This window comes from Caldalkalibacillus mannanilyticus JCM 10596, assembly GCF_000615945.1.
In the GTDB taxonomy this organism is placed as follows: Bacteria; Bacillota; Bacilli; order Caldalkalibacillales; family JCM-10596; genus Bacillus_AT; species Bacillus_AT mannanilyticus.
On the sequence record NZ_BAMO01000017.1, the window covers coordinates 41,791 to 64,395 of the forward strand.

Sequence of the window (22,605 nt, forward strand, 5' to 3'; positions counted from 1 at the left end):
TAAACTTGTCTTATGTCCGATCAATAAACTTAGTTTGCGTAATTTCTTAATCTTTGTAATACTTCTCTGGAATCATGTTCCCAGCTTTTTGATCCTTAGAGTCCAATTCCCATTCACCATTTTTATTCTGCTCAATAACAAAAAGGTTGTTCATTCCATCGTTGAGTTTGTGGAGGATATATCCTGTTCCTTTATCTTCATTTATGAAAATCACTGGTGCAGCATCACCAATTTTCTGTTCTTTCATCACATCAAATAGCAAAAGCTCTAAAGAATGATTCAATTCAGTTTTCTCTTTGCCATTTAAGGATTTTAAAAATTCAAGTTTTGAAAAACCCTCTAAATTAAGCTCAAAACCTCTAACGAATTCATCGGTGATTTCATTTTGTAAACTTACAATCTTAGATAGTGAATTTTGATCTGTTACATTGGCTGATTCTCCTACGCTGTTTGTACTTAGAGAATGGTCATAAACAGCTTTCATGTCTGTGCTCATTGAACCATCCTTATAGAACCCTGCGCCAAAAACAACTAGATCAAATACATTATAACGATTGTGATGAATATGTCTCAATGTGTTCCAAGTAAACATCTCATATGATGTTTTTCGCTCATCCTGAACTACCACACCGTTTTTCAATACACTTAGAATTAGCATTGTTTTCTCAATTTCAGGTATAGCCTCTCTTTCTATAGTTATTCCAGTTAATTGAACATAGTAATGTCCAGCTGATGAATCTACACCTGAGTAATAGTCCGAGATAATGGCTTCTACCTGTCCAGCGGTAGCAGAAACACTCCCAACAATCATAAAACTAAGAAGCAACACACAAATCAAACTTTTCCATACTTTCATACTAAAAATCCTCTCCTTTTTATTTAAAATAAACTTCAAGCATATATATTTGACATATAATTCTAATATCCTCCTTTATTTCTCATATTTATTAAAAAAACCTAAAAGTGAATTATACTTCTAAGTTTTTGTTACGCTAAAATGTAAGAAAAAAGAATCATATCCCCCTGCTCTGTACTTGAAACTTTTCCCCTCGACAAAACGTCATAAATGTTATGAAGAATTGCCATTTTTCTATATCATTCGATAGGAAAATAGTATAAAATATTGGTACATATCACCAATAAACTTAAGAGATTGAGTACTAATTGATAGTTAGTACGGGGGAGGATTTAGAACAAATGAAACGATTATCAATTGTCTTGCTTAGTATGTGCTTGGTACTAAGTCTTTTACCACTTCAAGCCCTTGCTTCTACTGCGATAAAGGTGACAGTAGATGGAAGGGAACTAGTAATGGATCAAAATCCAGTGATTATTAATGGACGTACGCTAGTTCCATTAAGAGCTATTTTTGAAGCCTTAAATGCTTATGTCGATTACAATCAGGCGACAAAAATAGTTACAGCGAAAAAAGGAAATACAACAGTTACCTTACAGCTCGGATCTAAGTCAGCAACCATTAATGGGGTAGCGGTGCAATTAGACGTGGAAGCGCAAATCATAAAGGGCAGAACATTGGTGCCTGTACGCTTTGTCAGTGAAGCTTTGGGAGAAGATGTACAATACGATTCAGCGAATAAGCTTGTGACTGTTTCGACGAAGGTTGAAGCCGTAACAAATGTATACATAAACGATGTTGCCGACCATGGCGACGGACGTGATTTACTAGTAGGATTTACCAAGGTAGCTGATGAATCAAAAGTAGATCATTATCGAATCATGTTAGTGAAGACAGAAAAAGCATATCATTTCACCGTAGACACAGCGAATCAAGTGAGCTCTTCAAATTATACGGTTGTAGGGAAAGAGGGTAGAAATATTCAAAGAACCTTATCCTCTTCAACTAGAGATACGGATGGAGATCTTATTAAGCCAGATCAATTATATACAGCGTATGTCTTAACCGTAAGTACAAATGCTAAAGCAAGCCATCATAGCTTATCTCAACCTTCAGCATCGCTCAAATTAAACAATGCTGGTGTACCTACAGCGACAAATGTAAGAGCAACGGATGTTGCAGACTATGGGAATGGTCGTGATTTACAGGTTAGCTTTAACAAGGCACAGGATGAGAATCATGTTTCTCAGTACCGTATCCTGGTGGTCAGAGAGAGTCAAGCGAAGAACTTTACACTTTCAGATGCGAATGCGGTCAATTCATCCAATTATACAACAGTGAATAAAACGGGTTCTAACATTTCAACGACCTTATCTTCATCCGCTAGAGATGTGAGCGGGAACAGCATAACGAACGGGATTGCCTATAGAGTGTTTGTTATGACAATCGCGGATAGTTCTTCAAAGTATGGCAATTCACTATCTGAAGCTTCGGCAGTGATTACCTTATCTCACAAGCAAAATGTACCGGCTGTAACCAATCTCAGAGTGACAGACGTAAGTGATTACGGAGACGGACGAGATGTGGAGGTCAGCTTTACCAAGGTAAACAATGAGAATCAGCTGCATCATTATCGCGTCTATGTCGTTCGTTCTGGAGATGTTTCATCTTTTGATTTGGCGAAAGCGTTAGAAGTAAGCTCCTCTAACTACACTCGAATCAGCAAAACAGGATCAAACATCAAGGAAATCTTAGGTTCAAGTGCAAAAGATACGGGTGGAAGAAATATTCAAGCAGGAGTCAACTATAGAGTTTTTGTTTTATCCTTCGGAGATGCTTCTAATGGATACGGCAACACACTCTCTTCTGCATCATCAGAATTTAAGCTAACAAGCAACCCTACACAAATTACAGTTAGCAGTTTAAGTGTAGCTGACGTAGCGGATCATGGAGATGGCAGAGATCTACAAGTTAGCTTTAACATTCCGAGTAATGAATATCGCGTTACCCATTATCGAATTATGGTGGTTAGAGCGAATGATGCCAGTAATTTCAGATTAGATGATGCCAATAAAGTATCTTCATCTAATTATACGGTCGTGACTAAAACAGGGAAAAACATTAAGACGACTTTATCCTCCAATACAAGGGATGTGAATGGAAACCTTATTACCACGAATGTGGCTTATAGAGTCTTCGTTCTCTCTGTAGGAGATCAAGCGAATGCTTACTTAAATTCACTCTCTTCTGCATCATCCTCTGTAACCTTGAATAATAATTTTGAAGTGAAACCAGCAACAAATGTAAGACTTGCTGATATTAGTGATCATGGGGATGGAAGAGATATTCAAGTTACCTTTAACAGATCATCTGATGAAAACAAGGTATCTGAATATCGTATAATGATTGTCAAATCAGCTCAAGCAGATGGATTTACTGTATCATCAGCAAATTCTGTAAGCTCAAGTAATTATACTTCTGTTTCGAAAACAGGATCAAATATCACTAGAACCCTTTCCTCTAGCACAAGAGATATACAAGGGGAGGTCATTCGTCCAGGTGTTGCCTACAAAGCGTATGTGTTGGCTGTTTCAAGTGGAGGAAACAATAGCAATAATGCCTTATCTACAGCTTCACCTGCTCTTACGTTAACGAAAAATATTACGACTCCTCCTGCGACAAATGTTCGGGCGACAGATGTGGCTGATTTTGGAGATGGACGAGATTTACAGGTCAGCTTTACACGCTCAACGGATGAAACTAAAGTACAAGAATACAGAATCATGGTGGTCAAAGCGAACCAAGCTGACTCCTTTAGCCTATCTTCAGCAAATGCTGTGGCAACAAACAGATATACGTCAGTGGCAAAAACAGGATCAAATCCGACAAGAACGCTTACCTCGACTACTCGAGATGTTCATGGAGATCTTATAACAAGTGGAGTAGCCTACCGAGTTTTTGTTTTAGCTGTATCTACAGCTGGAAGCGAAGATAGCAATGCTCTGTCCGCAGCTTCAGCAACGATTACCTTATCCAACCCAAGTGTTGATGCAGTCACCAATGTGACGGTAGCTGATGTCGATAACAATGGAGATGGACGAGATTTGCAGGTCAGCTTTAACAAGGCAGCGACAGAATCTAATATATCTTACTATGCCATTATGGTCGTTCGTTCAAGTGATGCAAGTAGCTTTAACCTTGCTGCAGCAAATGCTGTATCCGCATCAAACTATACGATAGTGGGTAAGACGGGATCTAATATTACAACGACCCTCTCCGCAACAGCGAGAGATACGAGAGGAAACACGATTCAGTCAGGTGTTTCGTATAGAGTCTTTGTCTTATCTATTGCAGATGGCTCTAATGCGACAATTAATGCCTTATCCTCAGGATCAAATGAAATCTCATTAGGGAATAAACAGTTGACATGGTCTGGGCTTTTTAATGAGTCGGCTGCCAATGATGGATCCATTAATACCGTAGTGACGGTGAGTCTTGCAGGGGATCAGTTTGTTAATGGTCTAACAGAAGGAACACATTATACAGTGGCAAATGTACCGGCGGGTCTTTCGGTTAATGTTCTAAGACTAAGTGCCATCCAGCTACAGATTTCACTGACTGGAAATGCCATTGCTCATACAGCAGCTCATAGTATTTCTAATCTTACTATCTCCTTCACAGGAAATGCTTTTACCAGTGGTAATGCTGCTGGAATTGCATCTGTAGGTAATAACGTGGAAGTAAGATTTACAGAGGTATAGTGTAGAGCTTGCTTACTAGTAAAGGAATAAAGGATGTTTGCACAAAATAAACAAATAGGATGGAGCAATCACAAGGTTGCTCTTTCTTTTTGGTAAAATGTTAATAGTCGACAAAACTTTGTGCCCTATCGACAGCGATCTATGGTATGATATAATTTGTACCAAATCTGAAGGGAGAGAAGAAGTTATGAAGAAAGCGATACTACCTCTTCTCATAGCACTCATATCTTGTCTTATTATCACAATTCCAGGTGTTGTACATTCAACAAACAAGCCTATTCTCGTTGTGGTAGATGGCGCAGCGATCGATATACCATTTATTCTTGAGCAAGGAACAACCTATGTTTCTCTCCGTTCTTTAGTCACTACTTTAGACGGAACTCTTGATTATCGCTCAGCAGAACAGCAGATCGAGTTAAGAACAAAATATAAGCAAAAGATGGTCGTTGACTTGAAACGGAACCGTATTCTAAAAGAAGGCCTGTGGCGAGAGATTTCCATTCTGAATCGTGATGGTCACACGTATTATCCGTTAAAGCAGCTTGTCGAATTGTTTGGCAAAGAAGTGGATTGGGAGCCTAAAAGCCGTGAAGTGCATATCTTTCAAAAGGTTCGCTTAGACCCTGCACAATCCATTGCCAAAATGATCTCTTACCATAACCTTGCCTTAGAAGGGGACAAGGTGACATACACTCATAACGATACCGTTCTTTCTATGTATATTGAAGGTAAGATCAAGGATATCACCTTTCTTGGTGAGCAAAAGCTAGACAACATGGTTGAAAAGAAATATGCAATATTTTGGCAGCAGCCAACAAAATTAGCTCATCTGATTCTAACTGTTCGAGAGTTGCCTGAAGGGAATGTAGCCGTCTTTACTGAAGGATATACTCCAGGCAAGGCTTCTGTGGAGCTTGAAGTGCGAACAGCTGAGGAAAAGAAATATTACTGGGGAAATCTATTTATCCACGAAAACCGAGGGTACATGAGACAATTAAACGAGGTTGTTCCATCTCATTCCACCTTCACAAAGGAACTAAGAGCAGGGAAGTCATTTGACTGGTTTTTCTTTGCATCTCGCGAGGATTTGACTTTCACCCAGCATGCCCACCTTGATGTGTGGAATAGCAGTAAAACAAAACACCGTTCGGTCTGGTGGCTTACTCCACAAGGGGCTAATCGGGGGGTTCCAGAGCCTTATTTACAGGAATGGGAAAATGGATTGTTCTTTTACAATCTCCAAGCCTCTACTCCGCAGCTCCTAATGGATATGTACAAGCAAAACCCTCATCCGCTAATCAAAATAGCTTTAGATAATGCTGCCTTTACCTTAATGGTGCAGCAAGGGGAGGATGGTTTCTGGAGAACAGAGCCTAATGTTGCTTATTTAAACCGAGCCTTTGGTCTAGGGGAAAACTTTATTGATACTCGTATGTCAGCCGATGCTTCGATCTTCTTGTTAGATTACTACGAGTTATATGGTAGTGACAAAGCTTTAGAAAAAGCAAAGAATTTTACGAACTATTTCAAGATAAATGATCAGGAAAAGCAGTATTATGAGCTTGGGGAAGGAAGATTTTACCCTGATTATTATTCAGAAATCCAGCATGGGAAGCCTCTGGTATCACTGAATCATGTCTTGCATGAAGTAAACTATTTACTTCTTCTATCTGATCTTATGAATATTTCTGACTATACACATCATACTAAGCTTATGTTGCAAGGGATTGAATACTCGAAGGAGAATTGGATCACTCCAGAAGGGGATTTGTACTATGCGTTAAATAATCGAGGCGAATATTACGCACAGGATTATGTGTATATTACGTATCGAGATTTAATGGTAACCAAAAGTCTTCTTCTAAGAGAAAAGACCTATGCTCCTGCCATCGAGCAATTACTACAAACAAAGCATGAGTATTTACAAAAAGGGCAATGGATGCATTATGAAACGGACTTATCATTTGAGAAGGTCTATAACACCTTTGATCAAATATCACTGAGTTTAGGCAGTTTGTTTTTAGCCACCCCACTCCAATTTGAGCATAACGGGAATGCGCATCATTATGCGTTAGGAGCTTTCCATTGGCTGACGGGTGCAACACAGCTTGAATGGGGGATTCATACTCAGGATTTAGATGAAAACCAAAAATATTTTATGATTGATCTTAAGGATCAGCTGGTGATACTCAATCAAGCACCTAAGGATCTATTCCTTAATGAAACAGGTCAACGAGTGATTGTAAATGGAGAGCAAGAAAACCAAATGATCATATTAGATAGAGCGAAGAGAATCATCAATTTGGAACCGAATGTCGTCTACTCCTTAGAGTAACCGTAACGAATAGGAAGGGACCTGTTACTGAGATAGGTAACAGGTTTTATTTTGCCAAAAATGTCTAGGATTCACGATATAACTTAGAGGAATTTGGTAATTAATGTCGAATTTAAGGAGAATGTAGAGTGGGGCTCTATAAATTTGGAGGAGAGAGTGAATGATACGGAAGATGTTACAAATTCTATTAATTGCAGCAATAATGATGACTGGACAACCTGTTTCTCTTGAAGCAAAAACAGAAAGTGTGAAGCCCATAACCTATGACTTTGATGTGATCGTCATTGGAGGCGAGCCAGAGGGTGTAGCTGCTTCTGTTTCAGCAGCTAGAAATGGAGCAAAAACATTATTGGTAGAGCATAGGGATGGCTTAGGAGGTTTGCTTACCTATGGTTATCTAAACCAGTTAGACTTAGGTTATGATAAGGATAAAAGGCTAGCCAATCAAGGGATCTTTGCTGAATGGTTTAAAATGATCGGAAGGCAGGGTAATTTTGATATTGAGCTGGGAAAAAGAAAGTTTCATGAGTTAGTAACGAAGGAAAAAAACATAACTCTCCTTTTAAACACAACAGTGAAGGAGATAAAAAAAGAGAAGAACAAGGTGGTTGGGGTGGTTCTGTCCACACCAAAAGGTGAAAGAACATACTATGCCAAACGATTTATCGATACCACCGCTGAGGCTGATTTTGCGGCGAAAGCGGGAGTCCCCTATTTCTTAGGACAGGAAGATATGGGCTTAAAGGATCGTCAAATGGCAGTGACTCTTGTCATATTACTGAAAAACGTAGACTGGGAAGCCATGAAAAAATCCGCTAGATCAGGTGTATTAGGTGGAGCCAAAGTCGGCAGAGGGATTGCCTGGGGCTTTGCAGAGGTTCCTAATGTCTATAAGCCTAGTGAAGAGAATACCCGTGTAAGAGGCTTGAATCTGGGTATCCAGAGCAATGGAATTGTGACGATCAATGCCCTGCAAATCTTTGGAGTAGATGGAACAGATCCTGCTTCTATTGAAGAAGGAATTGAACGTGGAAAGAGAGAAACACAGAGCTTTTTGACATTCTTACAAAAAGAACTTCCTGGATTTGAAAAAGCAGAGATTGCAGGGTATCCAACAGAGTTATACATTCGGGAAACAAGACATATTAAAGCAGAGTATCAATTATCTATCGTGGATGTTTGGGAAAATAAGGATCAATGGGACTCCATTGGGTTAGGGGCTTATCCTGTTGATGTTCAAGCGACAGATCCTAGTGGATTTGGCGTAGTGGTCACAGCCCCCATCCAATATGCAATTCCATTCCGAAGTCTGGTTCCGCTCCAAGTAGAGAATCTTCTAGTGGCGAGTAAGGCAAGCGGTTATACCTCTCTTGCGGCTGGAAGTGCTAGAACTGTTCCGATTGGGATGACCGCAGCTGAAGCGGCTGGGGCTGCCGCAGTGTTATCTATTGAAAAGAATAGAAGTTTTAGAGCCTTATCCAAGGATAGAGAGGCGATCAAAGAGCTACAGAGCATTCTAAAGGCTCAAGGAGCTCACTTATACTCCTTTTCTCTTTCCTATCCCTATAAAGGTGAATGGTTCTACCCAGCAGTACGCTCTCTCTTGCCCTATGGCTTACTTGCTGGTGGATATAACAATAACCTGCAAGTAAAACAAGCGATGCACCAGCGAGAGTTCTTACGATTGTTGTCTGGTCTAGTCATACGTAAAGATGCAGAAAAATATAAAGGCTTGAGCAGGAATATGAATCCCTGGACAGAGTCTGTTCAACTGGACACAAGAGCAACGAACATTACGAGAGATCAGGCGGCGGAATATTATTTGCGTTTCTTTGGTTACCCAGCAGATTCGAATGTATGGCAAGAAGCACAGAAACACCAATTGGTGGATACGACGATCGTCAAAAGAGTGCCGACAAACCGTGATTTAACAAGGGCTGAAATTTTCCATATGACTGCCCATCTTCTCAAGCTATTGAACGAAGGGCGTTTCGAACATGCTTATGATTTGGGGAATCCTAAAGTGGGATATATTGATGTCTATAATGGTAGGACAATGGTCCCAACTAGATTTGTAAGTGAACAGCTTGGAGCACAGGTAGAGTGGGATAAGGATAGCAATATTATTGAAGTGGACAACAAGAAAAACAAGATGCTTCTGAAAGTCCATTCTAAAAAAGCGGTTATCAATGGTCAACAAATAGAACTGGATGCGGCTCCAACCATTGCTCAAGGAGTGAGTTATATTCCTATTCGTGCCGTTGCCGATGCGCTGGAAGCGAAGGTAGTGTATATAAAGGAGAAAAAGGTAGTTCAAATCACATTAGAGGATAAGCTGGTTGAAATTCCAGTTCGAAAGAAGTAAACCTACTATCAATTAAAATAGACCGGCTCAGTGTCGTTATGACATGTGAGTCGGTCTATTTTTCAATTACCTATACTATTTTTTTCTAGAATTCATAGTACCAGAAGCCTTCAAGGTCTTTGTTTTGTTCTAGCTTTAGTTCAATTAGGTGTACAATTTGTTTATTATTTTCGCTAGTATAAATGTTATTAGAGCCGAAGAAAGAGATCATTTCTTGAGTAAATTCTCCTTCTACAGCAAGCGAAACGGTAATGTTTTTATTAGGATAGCGTAATTCTGCATCATTAAGGATTAAATAGAGCCAGAATCCAAAGTCATCCTCAAATCCTTTTTTAACATCTCGCACAAAGTTTTGATATTCAGTAAGGTTCATGGCAAGAACAATAGCTAGATCCTTTTGGTCAGTCGATTCTTTTACATAAATCGAACTAAACGTGTGTATTGAAGGACGAGGACCATCAAATGGAACTGGGAAACCATGAAAGTATTCCCCTAGGTACTTGGCATACTTACTTAACTCTAAGGCAGGATACTCAGCCTTAATCACGTCGGCAAAGGAAGTAATGGTTGTGGAAGCTAAGTGCGATTTTACTTCGTTAATAGGAATCGCTAAGTTAAGATTCTGTCCTAAAAATTGAGCAACAATCACTCCAATGACTTCTCCCTGCATATTTAATAAGCTACCACCACTGCTACCAGGTGAAACCGCTGCAGATGTTTGAAGATAAGTATATCCATCTTCATACTTCATATGGTTACTAATGATCCCGTTAGAAACCGTATTTTGAATCCCAAGAGGACTTCCAATGGCAACGGCATCCTCTCCAACCTTTACTTTATCAGAATCTCCTAATTTTAAGACGGGAAGAGAAGAGGCTTTTTCTAATTGAAGAACAGCAATATCTCTGCCTACATCATAGCTTAACACACCAGAAGCTTTGTATTTTCGGTTATTGTTCGTGATTACTTCTACAGAGTGTGCTGTATCAATTACGTGGTAGTTTGTCATGATTTTTCCATTGGATTCAACAATAAATCCGCTGCCTGTGCTAATGAGTTCATTACGTTTGTCGTATACATTTAATTTGACTACTGCCTTTTTTTGTTCAGCTACTTCTTGTAGAGATAATTTCTTCTTTTGATCTGTAATCGTGATGGATCGAGTGGCTGAATCCCATAATACTTGGGCGCCAAATGATTCACCGATAAAACGCAAAGGAACAAATGTACGTCCATCTATCGCTTTAGCAGGTGTATCTAACTTGATCTGCTGTCCATTTTTGCTTGCATTGGCATTACCTAATTGGATTTTGATTGTTACATCATCACGTAATGCTGTAACTGTCTTCGTTCCACTATCCCATGAAACCTTAGCATCAATGGCTTCAAAAATTCCTCTTAGAGGAACGAGGGTTCTTCCGTTTTCAATGAATGGGGGAGCATCTAATTGAAGCATTTGTCCATTTACTGAAACCTTGATAGTGCTTTCTGCAGCAAGTGCGTTCATAGGCATTGCCAGAAGAAGGCACATCAGCAGGACAAGAATAAGATGTTTTTTTTGCATAATAAAACTCCTTTGTTTTTTCAATGTTGTCTTTGGTGCTATATTTTTAAGCATCCTTACACTATTCGCTAAAGCTAGGTGTAATCCTGCCAAAAGCTTGTACCTTCTAAAGGTAAATATATCGACAAAAATAGACAAAATAACCTAGGGAGTTAGAAAAAGAAAACAAAATGAATAGAACAAAGGAGCCTATATAGAGGCTCCTGTAGACAAAATCAATTCCTAATTTCAGGTGAATTGCTTAGACTGTAGATTCTTCTGTTGAATCAGAATCTGTATCTTCGGTTTCTTCTCCGTTCTCTTCTTCATTCTTTTCTTCGTCTGTGTTTTCCACATCTTCTTCTGTTTCTTCTTCAGCAATTCCGCTATCTTTGGAACTTTCTTTTTCAATAGAAGCATCAATGGAAGCTAGTGCAATCGTAAGGGTTTCTTTTAACTCTTGTATTTTGGTTACAAGCTCATCCAGCTCTGCCACATCCAATCTTTTTTCAAGAGCGGAAAGCTGGTTATTTATCGCGTTTAACATGTTTAGATGTGCTTTGATTTGACCTTTTAGGCTGTTTTTAAGCCCATTCTCGGATTTTCGACTTCTTTCATCCGTTTTTTCGATCGCGGTTAAGATACGCTCTACTCTCTTTTCTACTAGGTCTACTCTTTTTTCAAGCTGAAGCATTTTTCGTTCAACTAGCTTACCTAGAGCGTTATTTTTCTTTGCTTCTTGCTTTTCTTTTGCTCTTTCTCTTTCGTTCTCTTTCTTGTCAGGTCTTTCTTGTGCTTTTTTCTCATTCTTTTGCTCTTGCTTTTCTTGCTTTCCAGCATGTTCAGGTCTTTCTCCCTGAGCATACACAGGATTCGAGAGAATGAGAGCGAGTGCTAGTGCTGTTAAAACGGCTTTTTTCCAATGTAAAATCATGTGGTACCCTCCTAGAATCATTTTTTTTTTGCAGTTGGCTTTTCAGGTTAGAAACCATAAAAAAGCCACCCGCATAAAAAGAGGGGTAGCCTGAAATAGCAAAATCCTACTATTTTGGCAACTGGCTGGCATATCAACTGGATGTTGATGTAGCCCCTCTAGTTTTGCGTCCCTATTTTTCAATAGGTTTGCCTTTGTCGATATTTGTAGAAATTATAGCAAATGAGTCGCAACTTTACCATAGGTCGATAGTCTAATATATAACAAGAGTACTATGAAATTTATACCATATTAAAAGAGGCTATTAAGAAAAGGTTGGAAATGCCGATATATATTGTGACAGTAGGTATATATAGGCGATAGAAGCGAAAGGAAATAGAAGGAAACTGTAGGATAAACCAGAGATCACACTGGAATAAAACAAGGTCAAAACATAAGAACTAAACTTGGGAGGGTTACTTAAATGAATGTATTAAAGCAACACAGATGGATCATAGTCATAATGATCGTTTCTCTAATAGGGGCGATGATACCAATCAATCATAGTGTAGGAGCTACCCAAGTATCCCAAGCACTTGTCGCCATAACAGATAACCATGAAAAGAATCCTGCGGCTTATCAGGTTACGTTTAGAACCTCTGCTTTAGCAGGCTCTCAATTGGCTCAGGGAGACTCTATTTTTCTAAAGTTTCCAGCAGCCATTCAAGTGCCAAATACGATAGCAGGCAATAGAATCAAGGTCAATGATGTGACTCTTTCCACAGGTGCATCAATCGCCATTACAACGGATGGAAATAGCGATAAGACTATACAAATCCCTCTGCCACAAGGGATAACGATTCCTAGCAACGGTTTTGTTAAGGTAGAGATTGCTCAGGAGGCTGGAATTCGCAATCCCAACACCTCTGGTACCTATGTTCTTGAAGTAAGAACTTCCAAGGATACTCAGTGGGTCGTAACGAATGAAATAGCCATTCTAAATTCGATGGTCAGTATTCCTGAAATAACCGTTGCTCCCAATATTGTAGGAGAAACAGGCGCGTACTTCATTCGATTTAGAGTAAGTGCTGAAGGCGCATTAAATAAAAATGGTGCGTCAGATGAGATCTATATTGAATTTCCCACTGGAACGACGTTCACTTCAAACACCATAGCATCACATCTAATTAAGGTGAATGAACAAAATATCAGTACTACAGCAACTGTAAATGGGAATGTGCTCACCGTAAGAGTACCAACTCAAGTGACTGAAGGAGAAGAAGTTCGTCTTTCTATCTTAAAAGAAGCTGGGATCATTCACCCTGCTTCGTCAGGAAACTATACGCTATTCGTTTCAACTTCAAGAGACTCAGAAAAAAATATGTCCACGAGCTATACCATTGAAACATCTCTAAAAAGTTTAGAGGCTTGGGTGAGCCCGAATGTAGTGGCTCAACCTGCACAATATACGGTTGGTTTAACGAACAGTATAAATCCTTTAATGAGCTGTACAGATAGTATTACGATTCGCTTTCCTGTTGGAACGGTTTTCCCCTCCAGTCTAAATGCCAATTATGTCTATATGAATGGGGAGGCGATTAGTGGCAAGTGCGGCTCTACTTCTTTACTCACATTAAACGCGAGTCAGAGAACGATCACGATTCTTGTCCCACAGACGATAGGTGCTAATGAATATGTTAGCTTTATCCTTGATTCAAGATTAGGGATTACCAATCCTCAGCTGACAGGAAATTATCAGCTTGAGGTGAGATCATCTCAGGAACTAGCTTATCGACCTTCTCCGGTCTATGCGTTGACAGGGAATGCCATTTCTCCGTTAACCGTTCAAGTGCTAGAAAGTGGGGTAGGGAAAGCGGCAGAGTATTTCATTCAATTTTCCACAAGTACAAGTGGAGGTTTGATTGGAGGACAGGACCGAATCTTTGTTTCTCTCCCACAGGGAACACAATTTCCATCCTCTTCTATAGGTAGTCAACATATTTTGATTAATGATAAGGCATTAAGTACGAATGTATCGGTGTCCAATAATCAACTATCGATTCAACTCCCTTCAAGTCTGCAAATCCCAGTCAACAGCTCGGGCAAGCAGGATGTGACCGTGAAGATTCTTCCTTCGTCAGGAATTAGAAATCCAAGCACTCCGGGCGAATATTCTCTATTTGTTTCTACTTCACGGGATCAGGCATTGGTTAAGAATACGTATACGATTGGTAAGCAAGTCGATACACCAAGTGTTTCTTTAAGTCCCAATCAATTTAATCAAAATGGACAATACTCCATTGTCTTTAAGTTAAGTGATATCGGGAAACTAGAGGGAGGCAAGGTGGAGGGAGGAATCGAACATCATATTGAACTTTTATTCCCTAATGGAACCTTTGTCCCAGGTTCAATCTCTCCTTCTCATATTTTTGTTAATGGAACACAAGCAAAGAGTGTTTCAGTATCTGGAAGAAGTGTGAAAGTCTATCTTGCCCAGGGGATGGTCTTAGATCATAGCTCTAGCGTAGGCTTGATCATTCAAGCTACGGCTGGGATACGGAATCCATCTGCGGGGAGTCATCAGCTAAAGGTTCGAACAGCCAAAGATCAATCTTATGTGAACAGTCATTCTTACTCGACGACAGGAGCAGCCATAACGAATCCGCCTACGAATCCAGGAACAGGGAATCCTGGGGCGATTGTAGGGAATCGAATCAATCTACAGCTTTCATCATATGAAGCAAATGCGGCTAGCCAATATACGATTACGTATACAACAGCTTCGAATGAAAGCTTAGTAGGTGGGACGGATGATATCTCAATTCTCTTTCATTCAAATGTACAGATGCCTACTTTTATTAGCAGAGAGCTGATTAAGGTCAATAATGTGGCTGTAGATACAGGGGTCGTCAGAATTCAAAATAATATTATGACCTTTAGAATGCCGAGTAATGTGAATGTTGGAGCAGGTCAAGCGATGACGATCACAATTGACACTACAGCACAGATTAGAAACCCTTCCTTAAACGGTTCCTACTTGATGTACGCTTGGAGTACGAAAAACACCACTTCAGGTTATGTGAATTATAACATCGTTAATCAGACGAACCAGTCCCTGTTGATTGTACCAACATACGATCAACACAATAAGATTTACTATTACACATTACGCTATACAAACAATAGTAATGACTTTTTGTTGGGAGGAAGCGATTGGATTAGTATTATTGCTCCAACAACCTTGCAACAGGATACTTTCAAAGAAAATGTCAGCATTAGCGTAGGCGGGGCTTTGGTTGGAAAGAATTCGATTCAGGTTTCTGGAACAGATTTTTCGTTCACCTTGCCACAAAATGTGAATGTGGGAATCAATCAAGAGGTATTGATTACGATTGATGATCCAAAGCAATTATTAAGCCCGCCAATTACAGGGAAGTATAAATTCTTATTAGCCACGTCAAAACAAAGGACTCGAATTTCATCTAATGATATTGAGTACAGAATAGCTGGCTCAGGAAATGTTGATCAGGGTTCAGGAATAGGAAATCCTACCCCTAATCCAATCAATCCAGGAGGTCCTGATTTTGGGCGAAAGACGATTCAATTAACGATTAACCAGACGACCGCTTTTGTAAATAATCAAGCGATAGCTCTAGATGCTGCCCCAACATTAATAAATGGGACTACATTGGTTCCTATTCGATTTATCTCTGAAACGATTGGGGCGACAGTCAATTATCGATCCGATCAAAAACGAATTGATATTCAAATGGAAGATAAATTTATTGCCCTACTGCTCGATAGCGATATGGTCTACACATCTCAAGGAGCGATTCGATTGGCTGCACCTGCCAAAGTCATCAATGGAAGAACCATGGTACCACTACGCTTTGTTTCCGAACAGTTAGGGATGTATGTTGCTTGGGACGGGTCAACCCAAACCATTGAGTTGAAAGAAAGGTAGTTTAACTCATCAGTTTGAGATTGGGAAAAGTTACACTGAAGCATTTTCAAAATATCTCCTTCTCTTCAATGGAAATGAAGGAGATGATTACCGATATTAAAAATAAGACAAGCATCATAAAAAAGGAGAGGATTTGCAACATGAGACAGAAGAGTAGATACAAAAAAGGGCTAGCCATTACCTTGGTCATTGCCTTACTTGTGACTATGCTTCCTTTCGGTGCGATAGATCAGGCTTATGCAGCTCCAGGCGACCGAAATGGAAAAGTGGAGGACTTTGTTAACTTTATTTTAGATACCCCGGTAAGAACTTCCCTTGGTAACTCCATAGAGGATGCAACGCTTCCTACCCAGACAGGACAGGTTGGAAATACTCATTTTTATCGATTCGGACAAAAAAATCTTGCTGTCACAGGAAGTACGAATGGAATTAAGACATCTGATCCAGTCTTTGTTAAGGTAGAACAGATGATTAAAAACGGATCAGGAAATTGGGTGGTAGCCGCAGATCAAGGCAATACCCCTCTAATCATTGATTCAAATGATACACGCAGATTTTCAGGGAGTATCTCTCTTCAAGATGGAATGAATCGCTTAACCTTCACAGGAAGAGCAAGTGATGGGATTACAACGATTACTGAAGTAACGTATGTACGATATGATAGTACGGTCTTTCTAAACTCCATGAACCTATTGGACGGAAACTCTGTTGTTCCTCTAGATGGGATTGTGCCTTCTGCTTCAAGAACGAATGTAGTTATGATTGAAGTCAAGGCAACAAATGCGACAAGAATTCGCTTAAATAATCGAGAATACACTCCTTTCGGTAACGATACGTTTCTTGTTGGACCTATTAACTTAGCAGCAGGATTGAATAAATTGAACTTTGTTATTGAAAATAGGGAAGGAACTCAGCAAAGCTATATACGTGATGTCTATTACTATGACCCGAGTACTTTATTTGTAGATGGAGATTTCACCATCAATGCAATGACTAGAAATGCCTTTACTACAAGCCCTTCCTTCCCAGTAGATCTTACACAAGCGATTAATGGAACGTTTGAAGGGAAAATCCTAGTTCCTTACTCAGGGAATACAACGACACAGGCAGCAGCATTACAATCTTCTTCATTTGCCGCTTCATCATTTGGAACGTCGACAATGGGTGGAGGAAGCATTACAGGTCTAACGGTAAATGGAAGTAATGCGCAGCTTGTACGTGGTCCATCAGGATTTGACTATGCAGTATATCCAACTACCTTTAGTTTTACCAAAAATGCACCAACAAATGCGAATGATACGATTACTTTAACCTTAAATTCAACATTTGTATCACCAGCAAGCCCAAGTACGCGTTCATTTTCTTTCAGGGCTTTAGATGCTTCAAAAACGTATATTACAAATGCTTTTTATCGACCTTCAACAGGTCCTGAAGTGACTCTTTCTAGTACAACAGCGACACAGATTGCTACGGCTGATTTTACAAGCACGACGTTTAGAGTAGCGGCAACAACCGCAGTAGCTGGAGCACCATATACGATTAAAACACCATATAGAACCTATACCGGTAACTTAAACGGCAGTGGTGAGGTGACGATAACGGATCTAGCAAGTGGAGAGTATGTAGTGAGCTTTAGCGTCAATGGATCTGATTTCTTTGATACACGTATTTTAATTAATAACACTCCTGTGATTGCGTTTAATCAGTATGCGGATGGAATTACACTCGATCATTCCTATCTAGCTCCTAATCGCACAGTCAATATTGAGCTAGTGAATATTGTGACAGGGGATAATATTAACGGCTCAAAGTTTATCATTAACGGAAATCAACACTTTGAGATTGCCAGCGGAGCTGTTTCACCAGCTGCTAATGCAACGATGAACTCGACGTCGAGCAAAACCACACTTGTGGCACAGAATGTTCAGCTTAGACGAGGAGAGAACACCTTTGAATTTATCCTATTTAAGGATGGGGCACAGCTAACTAAGAGAACAATTACATTCTTCATTGATGATGCGAGAACTCCAAGAGTCGCAGAATTTAAACCTGTCTTAATCCCGAAAGCACCAGCGACTCGCTTGCCATTATCCAGTCCAGATGCATGGAGAGATAGTGCAGATATTAGTTATAGTAAAAATACAGGGAATCACGTAACGCTGGAGGAGCGTTATGATCTCCTGATCCAATCATTCCAAGTTAAACAAATTGAGTTAGTCATGAATGGGAACACCGTTTTAACCTACAATTATGATCCAAATACTGGTGTTGTGACGATCCCTACAACGATTTCTATTGACGGTGTCAATAAAGTAGTTGGATTGGATGCGCCTGAACCGATTGTGAATGGTGAAAGAAGAACGACGATTCGAATTCAAGACCTAGATTTCGCTCAAAACAATATTCATACCTTTGTTTTAAAGATTGTTAATGTGAATGGTTCTTTGGCAACAATTCCGATGGAGTTTAGAAAAGAAGTGGCTCCATTCCTGGTGAAATCGCCTGTACCAACAGTAGGAAAAGATATTGTGGTAAATCGCAATTTTGTTCCTGTCTATATTAAAGCAGAAGGTGCAGATGAAGTTACCATCGGCCGTGATAAAGCAGTGTACAACAAGGATAACGAATGGTTTGAGTATACTTTTATCGGCTTAAAAGAAAATAGATGGAATAAAATTAAGTTTACAGTCGTTCGAGGTAATGAGAGAGTAAATGGAGAAATTGATGTCTATTATGCGAGTGCTAATCAAGCAGGTGCCTCTCATCTCGTACCAATGGGCAATAAGGTCAAGGTGCTCAATAATGCTGTACAGTTAGATTTCCCTAAAGGGACCGTATTACGCAACAGAGAATTAGTTAATAATCGAAAACCCCTTTATCAAGGACACAACCTCCTTATTGGAATAGCTGATAGAGAAAATGGTTTAATTGATAACATTAATTATGATGGAACTCCAGCCTTTATCCATTCTGGGCTACGTTCTCGATTCTCTAGCTTACCAGGTACCTTTGTTGAAGCAAGCCCGATCGTCTATATTAATGGTGGTTTAGGTGAAGCTGTCATAGGAACAACGAGATTTGATCCTATTAAAAACGGTATGCAGCCACATGACTTGCAATATACGTTTACAGATCCACTGATTCGAGATCGTGCTCTTGAACCTTCAGAGCGTGGAGAATTAACGCTTCAATTTGATGCTAGTATTCGAACAAATGCTTCTACCATTGTGACCGTATTTCGCTTGAGTCAGGATGGAAGATGGCAAAATATCGGTGGAGTTGTAAAAGGAAGAAACCAAATCGTAGTACCATTTGATGAGTTTGGTTACTATGTGGTTATGAAGTGGCGTGGAAGCTTCGAAGATGTGTCCAACCATCCTTGGGCTAGAAACGCGATGGAAGCGATGTATGCCAAAGGATTTATGAATGGAAAACAACAAGGACTTGAATTTGGTACAGTTGATCCTGTAACAAGAGGAGAATTTGCTCAGCTTCTGGTCAAAGCATTAGATTTGCGTATTAATGCAGATGGAACTCCAACCTTCTTAGATGTAGGAGTTGGCTTTGCTGGCAGAAGTGGAAGCATGCCTCATGAAGAAGCTGTCTGGGAGCATAAATATATTGAAACAGCGGCTAGAGCAGGAATTGTCCGCGGATACTCTGGCAATATCTTCTTGCCAAACCGCAGCTTAACTCGTGAAGAAGCAGCCTTAATGATTGCCAATGCATTGAATCTGAAAATGCCTGCTAATACCACGAAATTAAGAGAAGAGTTACTCAAAATGTATCAAGATGGGGATCGAGCAAGCTTCTATTCCCGCCCTGCACTAGTAGCGGTTAATAAAGCGAAGATCATGGAAGGTGGATTGGCGGCACCATTAAGAGCTGGTGAGAAGCCTAAATATAACTTCTACCTAGAGATACGTTAACTCGTGCGGAAACAGCGATCATGATTTCGCGTCTACTGAAAAATCAATTGAAGAAGCTGCCTAAGGATTTTGATACAACAAATCCAAATGGACAATTTTAAGAGGTAGCGACTAAAGTAACATTCTAATACAGTGAGTATTTGTAAAGCTGAGAGTGCTCCTTGCTTTTGAAAAAAAGAAGGAGTTAACTCTCAGTTTTTTTTGTTTTAGTATGTAACTTTTTGTAAAAATATGCGTCTAATTATTAATAGAATGCAAGATTTATAGATTGAAAGAATATTAATAGGGAGAGTTGCGACTGATGAAGAAAGTATGGCAGCAGGTACTCACAGTAATGATCTGTATGACAATGGTTTTTGGGTTATACCTACTGGATTAGAGGTAAAGGCATCGGGAAATAATGATCCACAAAGAGCTTCTTCAGAATGGATTACAGCAGGAGCTAAGCTAGAGAAGTGGAATTGGAAGCTAAAGGACGGTAATGTCAAAATTAATGTAATAGAGGTTGATCTACAGCACCCCTATATTAAGGTAGATACTCTTGGTGGGAAAGATGGAATGATGGGGAATAGACAAACCACCACACAATTAGCGAATGAGAGGCAAGCAGTCGCAGCCATTAACGGTGATTTTTTTACTATGAATGCGGAGGGCGCTCCATTTGGAGTACATATTCAGAGCGGGGAAATGGTCACATCACCTGGGTATATTTCTCCTAAAAACACGTTTGCTTTAGATGAAGAGAAAACACCTTTCATCGGGCGCTTTGATTTTGATGCCCATGTTATTGCAGCGAACGGAGAACGTTTCCGCTTGTTTGGAATTAACAAAACACAATACCAAGCTGGTTTTCGATTTGAAGGGAACAGTCACATGAATCGCCTTCACATGTACACTCCAAAGTGGAATATGAAGAAGTGGGTTGGAGATTCATTGAAGGCTAATTATACGGTAGCAGTGGTAGAGAACAATGTGGTCAAACAAATTGTTGAAAATAGAAAAGCGGTCGAATCCATTCCAGAAGGCTCTTTCCTTCTTTTAGGACATGGTGAAGCGGAAACATTCTTGAAAGAAAATCTAAAGGTTGGAGATACCATTCAGGTTGATTATTCGCTCAATCCAGATCAAAACTGGTGGATGGCTATAGATGGAAGCTCTCTTCTTGTACGAGACGGTAAATTTATTAATCATGCCACACCTGGGCGTACAGCGAGAACGGGTATCGGGTACTCTAAAGATTTGCGCTATATGTATATGGTTACAGCAGAGCGCAGTAAAGAAAGCATTGGGCTTACTTTTGCGGAGTTCGGTCGATTTTTGGAATCTAGAGGATTGTGGGAAGCGGTCAATTTAGATGGCGGTGGATCAACGGCGATGGCTACAAGACCATTGGGTCATACCCAAACGACAAATATAGTAACACAAAATCAAGGAACAGAGCGATTGATTCCAAATGGCATTGGAATTTTTACTACAGCACCAGCAGGAAAGCTGCTAGGGTGGAGCTTATCGGTTCCGAAAAAAGTATTAGTAAATGAAAAGGCATCTATAACGGTACGTGCTTACGATGAATATTACAACCCAATGAAGGGAGATGGTGTTCCAATCGAGGCGACGAGTGCTGGAGCATTTGTCTGGCATAATGATCAAACCTTCTCCTTGCAGAGACCTGGCAGACATGAGATTCAATTAACGGTGCAAGGAAAAACAGAGAAGCATACTGTGTCTACGTATGGCATGACAGAGGTTAGAGAATTAAAAATCACTACAGATGCCCTGCGACTTGGTGTAGGTGAGGCCGTACAGGCAAAAGCGGTCATACAAATGACGGATGGATCGAAAAGAAATGTATCTCCCAACAGTCTTCAATGGCAGTTAGTTGGATTCAAGGGAAGTGTTTCTCAGGATGGAACAGTGAAAGCAGATCAAGCATCTGCTGGTGTACTTATTGCAAGCTATCAAGGGTTTAGTACAGCGGTTCCTGTCATTGCCGGACAAACAGACTATAGAGTGGTAGATAACTTCCAAAGCGCAGGGAAATATGCCGTTGTCGGTCATAAAGGAACAGAAACAGGAAGTTTTGCTGTGACAGAAGATAATGGAAGTCAGGTCGGGACCTTTACTTATAACTTTGGTGAGTCGGATGACATTCGAATTGTTTATTTAAGATATGGCAGTATCGGAATGGGAGTCAGTGGACAGCCTTCAACCTTATCTCTTCGAGTCAAAGGAGATAATAGCGGTCATTGGCTAAGAACCGAATTTAAGGATGCCAAAGGCGAGGTTCATCGCGTTGATTTGGCTGAAAAAGTAGATTGGGAAGGGTGGAAAACTCTCACAGTTTCACTTCCTAAAATGGCTTATCCTGTCGCCCTGAATAGCATTTATGTCGTCCACTTAGAAAGCTCGAAGGATAGCTCTCCGCTTCAGGGACAACTTTCATTTGCTGATTTAAGAATGCAGGATTGGCAGACAGTCAAGCTCGATAAATCAAAGAAAAATTTAGTTTTTACGCTAGATAAAAGGGAAGTTTTAGTTAATCAGAAGAAGGTTACATTAGATCAAGCACCGATTCTTGTTGAAGGTAGAACCCTCCTGCCGTTAAGGCATTTATCTGAACTGATTGGGGGAGATGTACGCTATCTGGAAAAAGAAAGAAAGGTACAAGTGATTGAGAATTACCGTTTACACAACTTCTGGTTAGATCATGACTTTATGAGTATCAATGGAACTAGGAAAAAGCTTGATGTCAAACCAATGGTTCGAAATGGAAGAACCATGCTACCATTGCGTGCATTTGCAGAGGCGTATGGCTTATATATTCATTATGACGATAAAACCAAGCAAATTACTGTTCAGTAAGAAATTCTGAATAATGAAGGTGCAGATAAATACAAGGAAATAACCTCCTCTCTGTCGAATAGCAATAGAAGAAAAGC

The 22,605-nt window shown here is 40.0% G+C and carries 9 protein-coding genes and 1 riboswitch; of the genes, 6 read left to right on the top strand and 3 right to left on the bottom strand.

Features of this window, described 5'->3' with window-relative positions; genetic code table 11:
• Positions 1-46: 46 nt before the first annotated feature.
• Positions 47-856: a hypothetical protein gene (locus JCM10596_RS10955; RefSeq protein ID WP_025027173.1), complete on the bottom strand. Its 810-nt coding sequence runs from the start codon at positions 854-856 to the stop codon at positions 47-49.
• A gap of 341 nt (positions 857-1,197) precedes the next feature.
• On the opposite strand from JCM10596_RS10955, the gene JCM10596_RS10960 reads away from it, so the two are divergent.
• The 3 genes from JCM10596_RS10960 (at position 1,198) to JCM10596_RS25030 (ending at position 9,317) form a co-directional block, all read left to right on the top strand.
• On the top strand, positions 1,198-4,617 hold the full coding sequence (locus tag JCM10596_RS10960; RefSeq protein ID WP_025027174.1) for a copper amine oxidase N-terminal domain-containing protein: 3,420 nt from the start codon (positions 1,198-1,200) through the stop codon (positions 4,615-4,617).
• A gap of 187 nt (positions 4,618-4,804) precedes the next feature.
• A complete protein-coding gene (locus tag JCM10596_RS10965) occupies positions 4,805-6,952 on the top strand; it encodes a stalk domain-containing protein (RefSeq protein ID WP_025027175.1) in 2,148 nt (715 codons plus the stop codon).
• A 160-nt stretch (positions 6,953-7,112) separates the two neighbouring features.
• Positions 7,113-9,317 carry an FAD-dependent oxidoreductase gene (locus JCM10596_RS25030; RefSeq protein WP_025027176.1) on the top strand — a complete coding sequence of 735 codons (2,205 nt, stop codon included), beginning with the start codon at positions 7,113-7,115 and terminating at the stop codon, positions 9,315-9,317.
• Positions 9,318-9,402: 85 nt separating this feature from the next.
• On the opposite strand, the gene JCM10596_RS27805 is transcribed toward JCM10596_RS25030, so the two are convergent.
• Positions 9,403-10,881 (bottom strand): stalk domain-containing protein, encoded by a 1,479-nt coding sequence (locus JCM10596_RS27805; protein ID WP_159102345.1) that lies wholly within the window; start codon positions 10,879-10,881, stop codon positions 9,403-9,405.
• A 241-nt stretch (positions 10,882-11,122) separates the two neighbouring features.
• Complete coding sequence (locus tag JCM10596_RS10980; RefSeq protein WP_025027178.1) at positions 11,123-11,794, bottom strand: GumC domain-containing protein; 672 nt, start codon at positions 11,792-11,794, stop codon at positions 11,123-11,125.
• 113 nt (positions 11,795-11,907) lie between these two features.
• Positions 11,908-11,997, bottom strand: a riboswitch (cyclic di-GMP riboswitch).
• A gap of 260 nt (positions 11,998-12,257) precedes the next feature.
• Here JCM10596_RS10980 and JCM10596_RS10985 point away from each other — a divergent pair.
• From JCM10596_RS10985 to JCM10596_RS10995, 3 genes are all read left to right on the top strand, one after another.
• Entirely contained in the window at positions 12,258-15,737 is a 3,480-nt protein-coding gene (locus JCM10596_RS10985) for a copper amine oxidase N-terminal domain-containing protein (protein ID WP_025027179.1), read from the top strand.
• 140 nt (positions 15,738-15,877) lie between these two features.
• On the top strand, positions 15,878-19,666 hold the full coding sequence (locus JCM10596_RS10990; RefSeq protein ID WP_025027180.1) for an S-layer homology domain-containing protein: 3,789 nt from the start codon (positions 15,878-15,880) through the stop codon (positions 19,664-19,666).
• Between the two features lie 312 nt (positions 19,667-19,978).
• Positions 19,979-22,528 carry a stalk domain-containing protein gene (locus JCM10596_RS10995; protein WP_025027181.1) on the top strand — a complete coding sequence of 850 codons (2,550 nt, stop codon included), beginning with the start codon at positions 19,979-19,981 and terminating at the stop codon, positions 22,526-22,528.
• Positions 22,529-22,605: the final 77 nt, after the last annotated feature.

Coding starts and splice junctions, on each gene's coding strand:
- JCM10596_RS10980 (WP_025027178.1), bottom strand. CDS start 11,794: ATGATTTTACATTGGAAAAAAGCCGTTTTAACAGCACTAGCACTCGCT.
- JCM10596_RS10990 (WP_025027180.1), top strand. CDS start 15,878: ATGAGACAGAAGAGTAGATACAAAAAAGGGCTAGCCATTACCTTGGTC.
- JCM10596_RS25030 (WP_025027176.1), top strand. CDS start 7,113: ATGATACGGAAGATGTTACAAATTCTATTAATTGCAGCAATAATGATG.
- JCM10596_RS10960 (WP_025027174.1), top strand. CDS start 1,198: ATGAAACGATTATCAATTGTCTTGCTTAGTATGTGCTTGGTACTAAGT.
- JCM10596_RS10995 (WP_025027181.1), top strand. CDS start 19,979: ATGGCAGCAGGTACTCACAGTAATGATCTGTATGACAATGGTTTTTGG.
- JCM10596_RS10985 (WP_025027179.1), top strand. CDS start 12,258: ATGAATGTATTAAAGCAACACAGATGGATCATAGTCATAATGATCGTT.
- JCM10596_RS10965 (WP_025027175.1), top strand. CDS start 4,805: ATGAAGAAAGCGATACTACCTCTTCTCATAGCACTCATATCTTGTCTT.
- JCM10596_RS27805 (WP_159102345.1), bottom strand. CDS start 10,881: ATGCAAAAAAAACATCTTATTCTTGTCCTGCTGATGTGCCTTCTTCTG.
- JCM10596_RS10955 (WP_025027173.1), bottom strand. CDS start 856: ATGAAAGTATGGAAAAGTTTGATTTGTGTGTTGCTTCTTAGTTTTATG.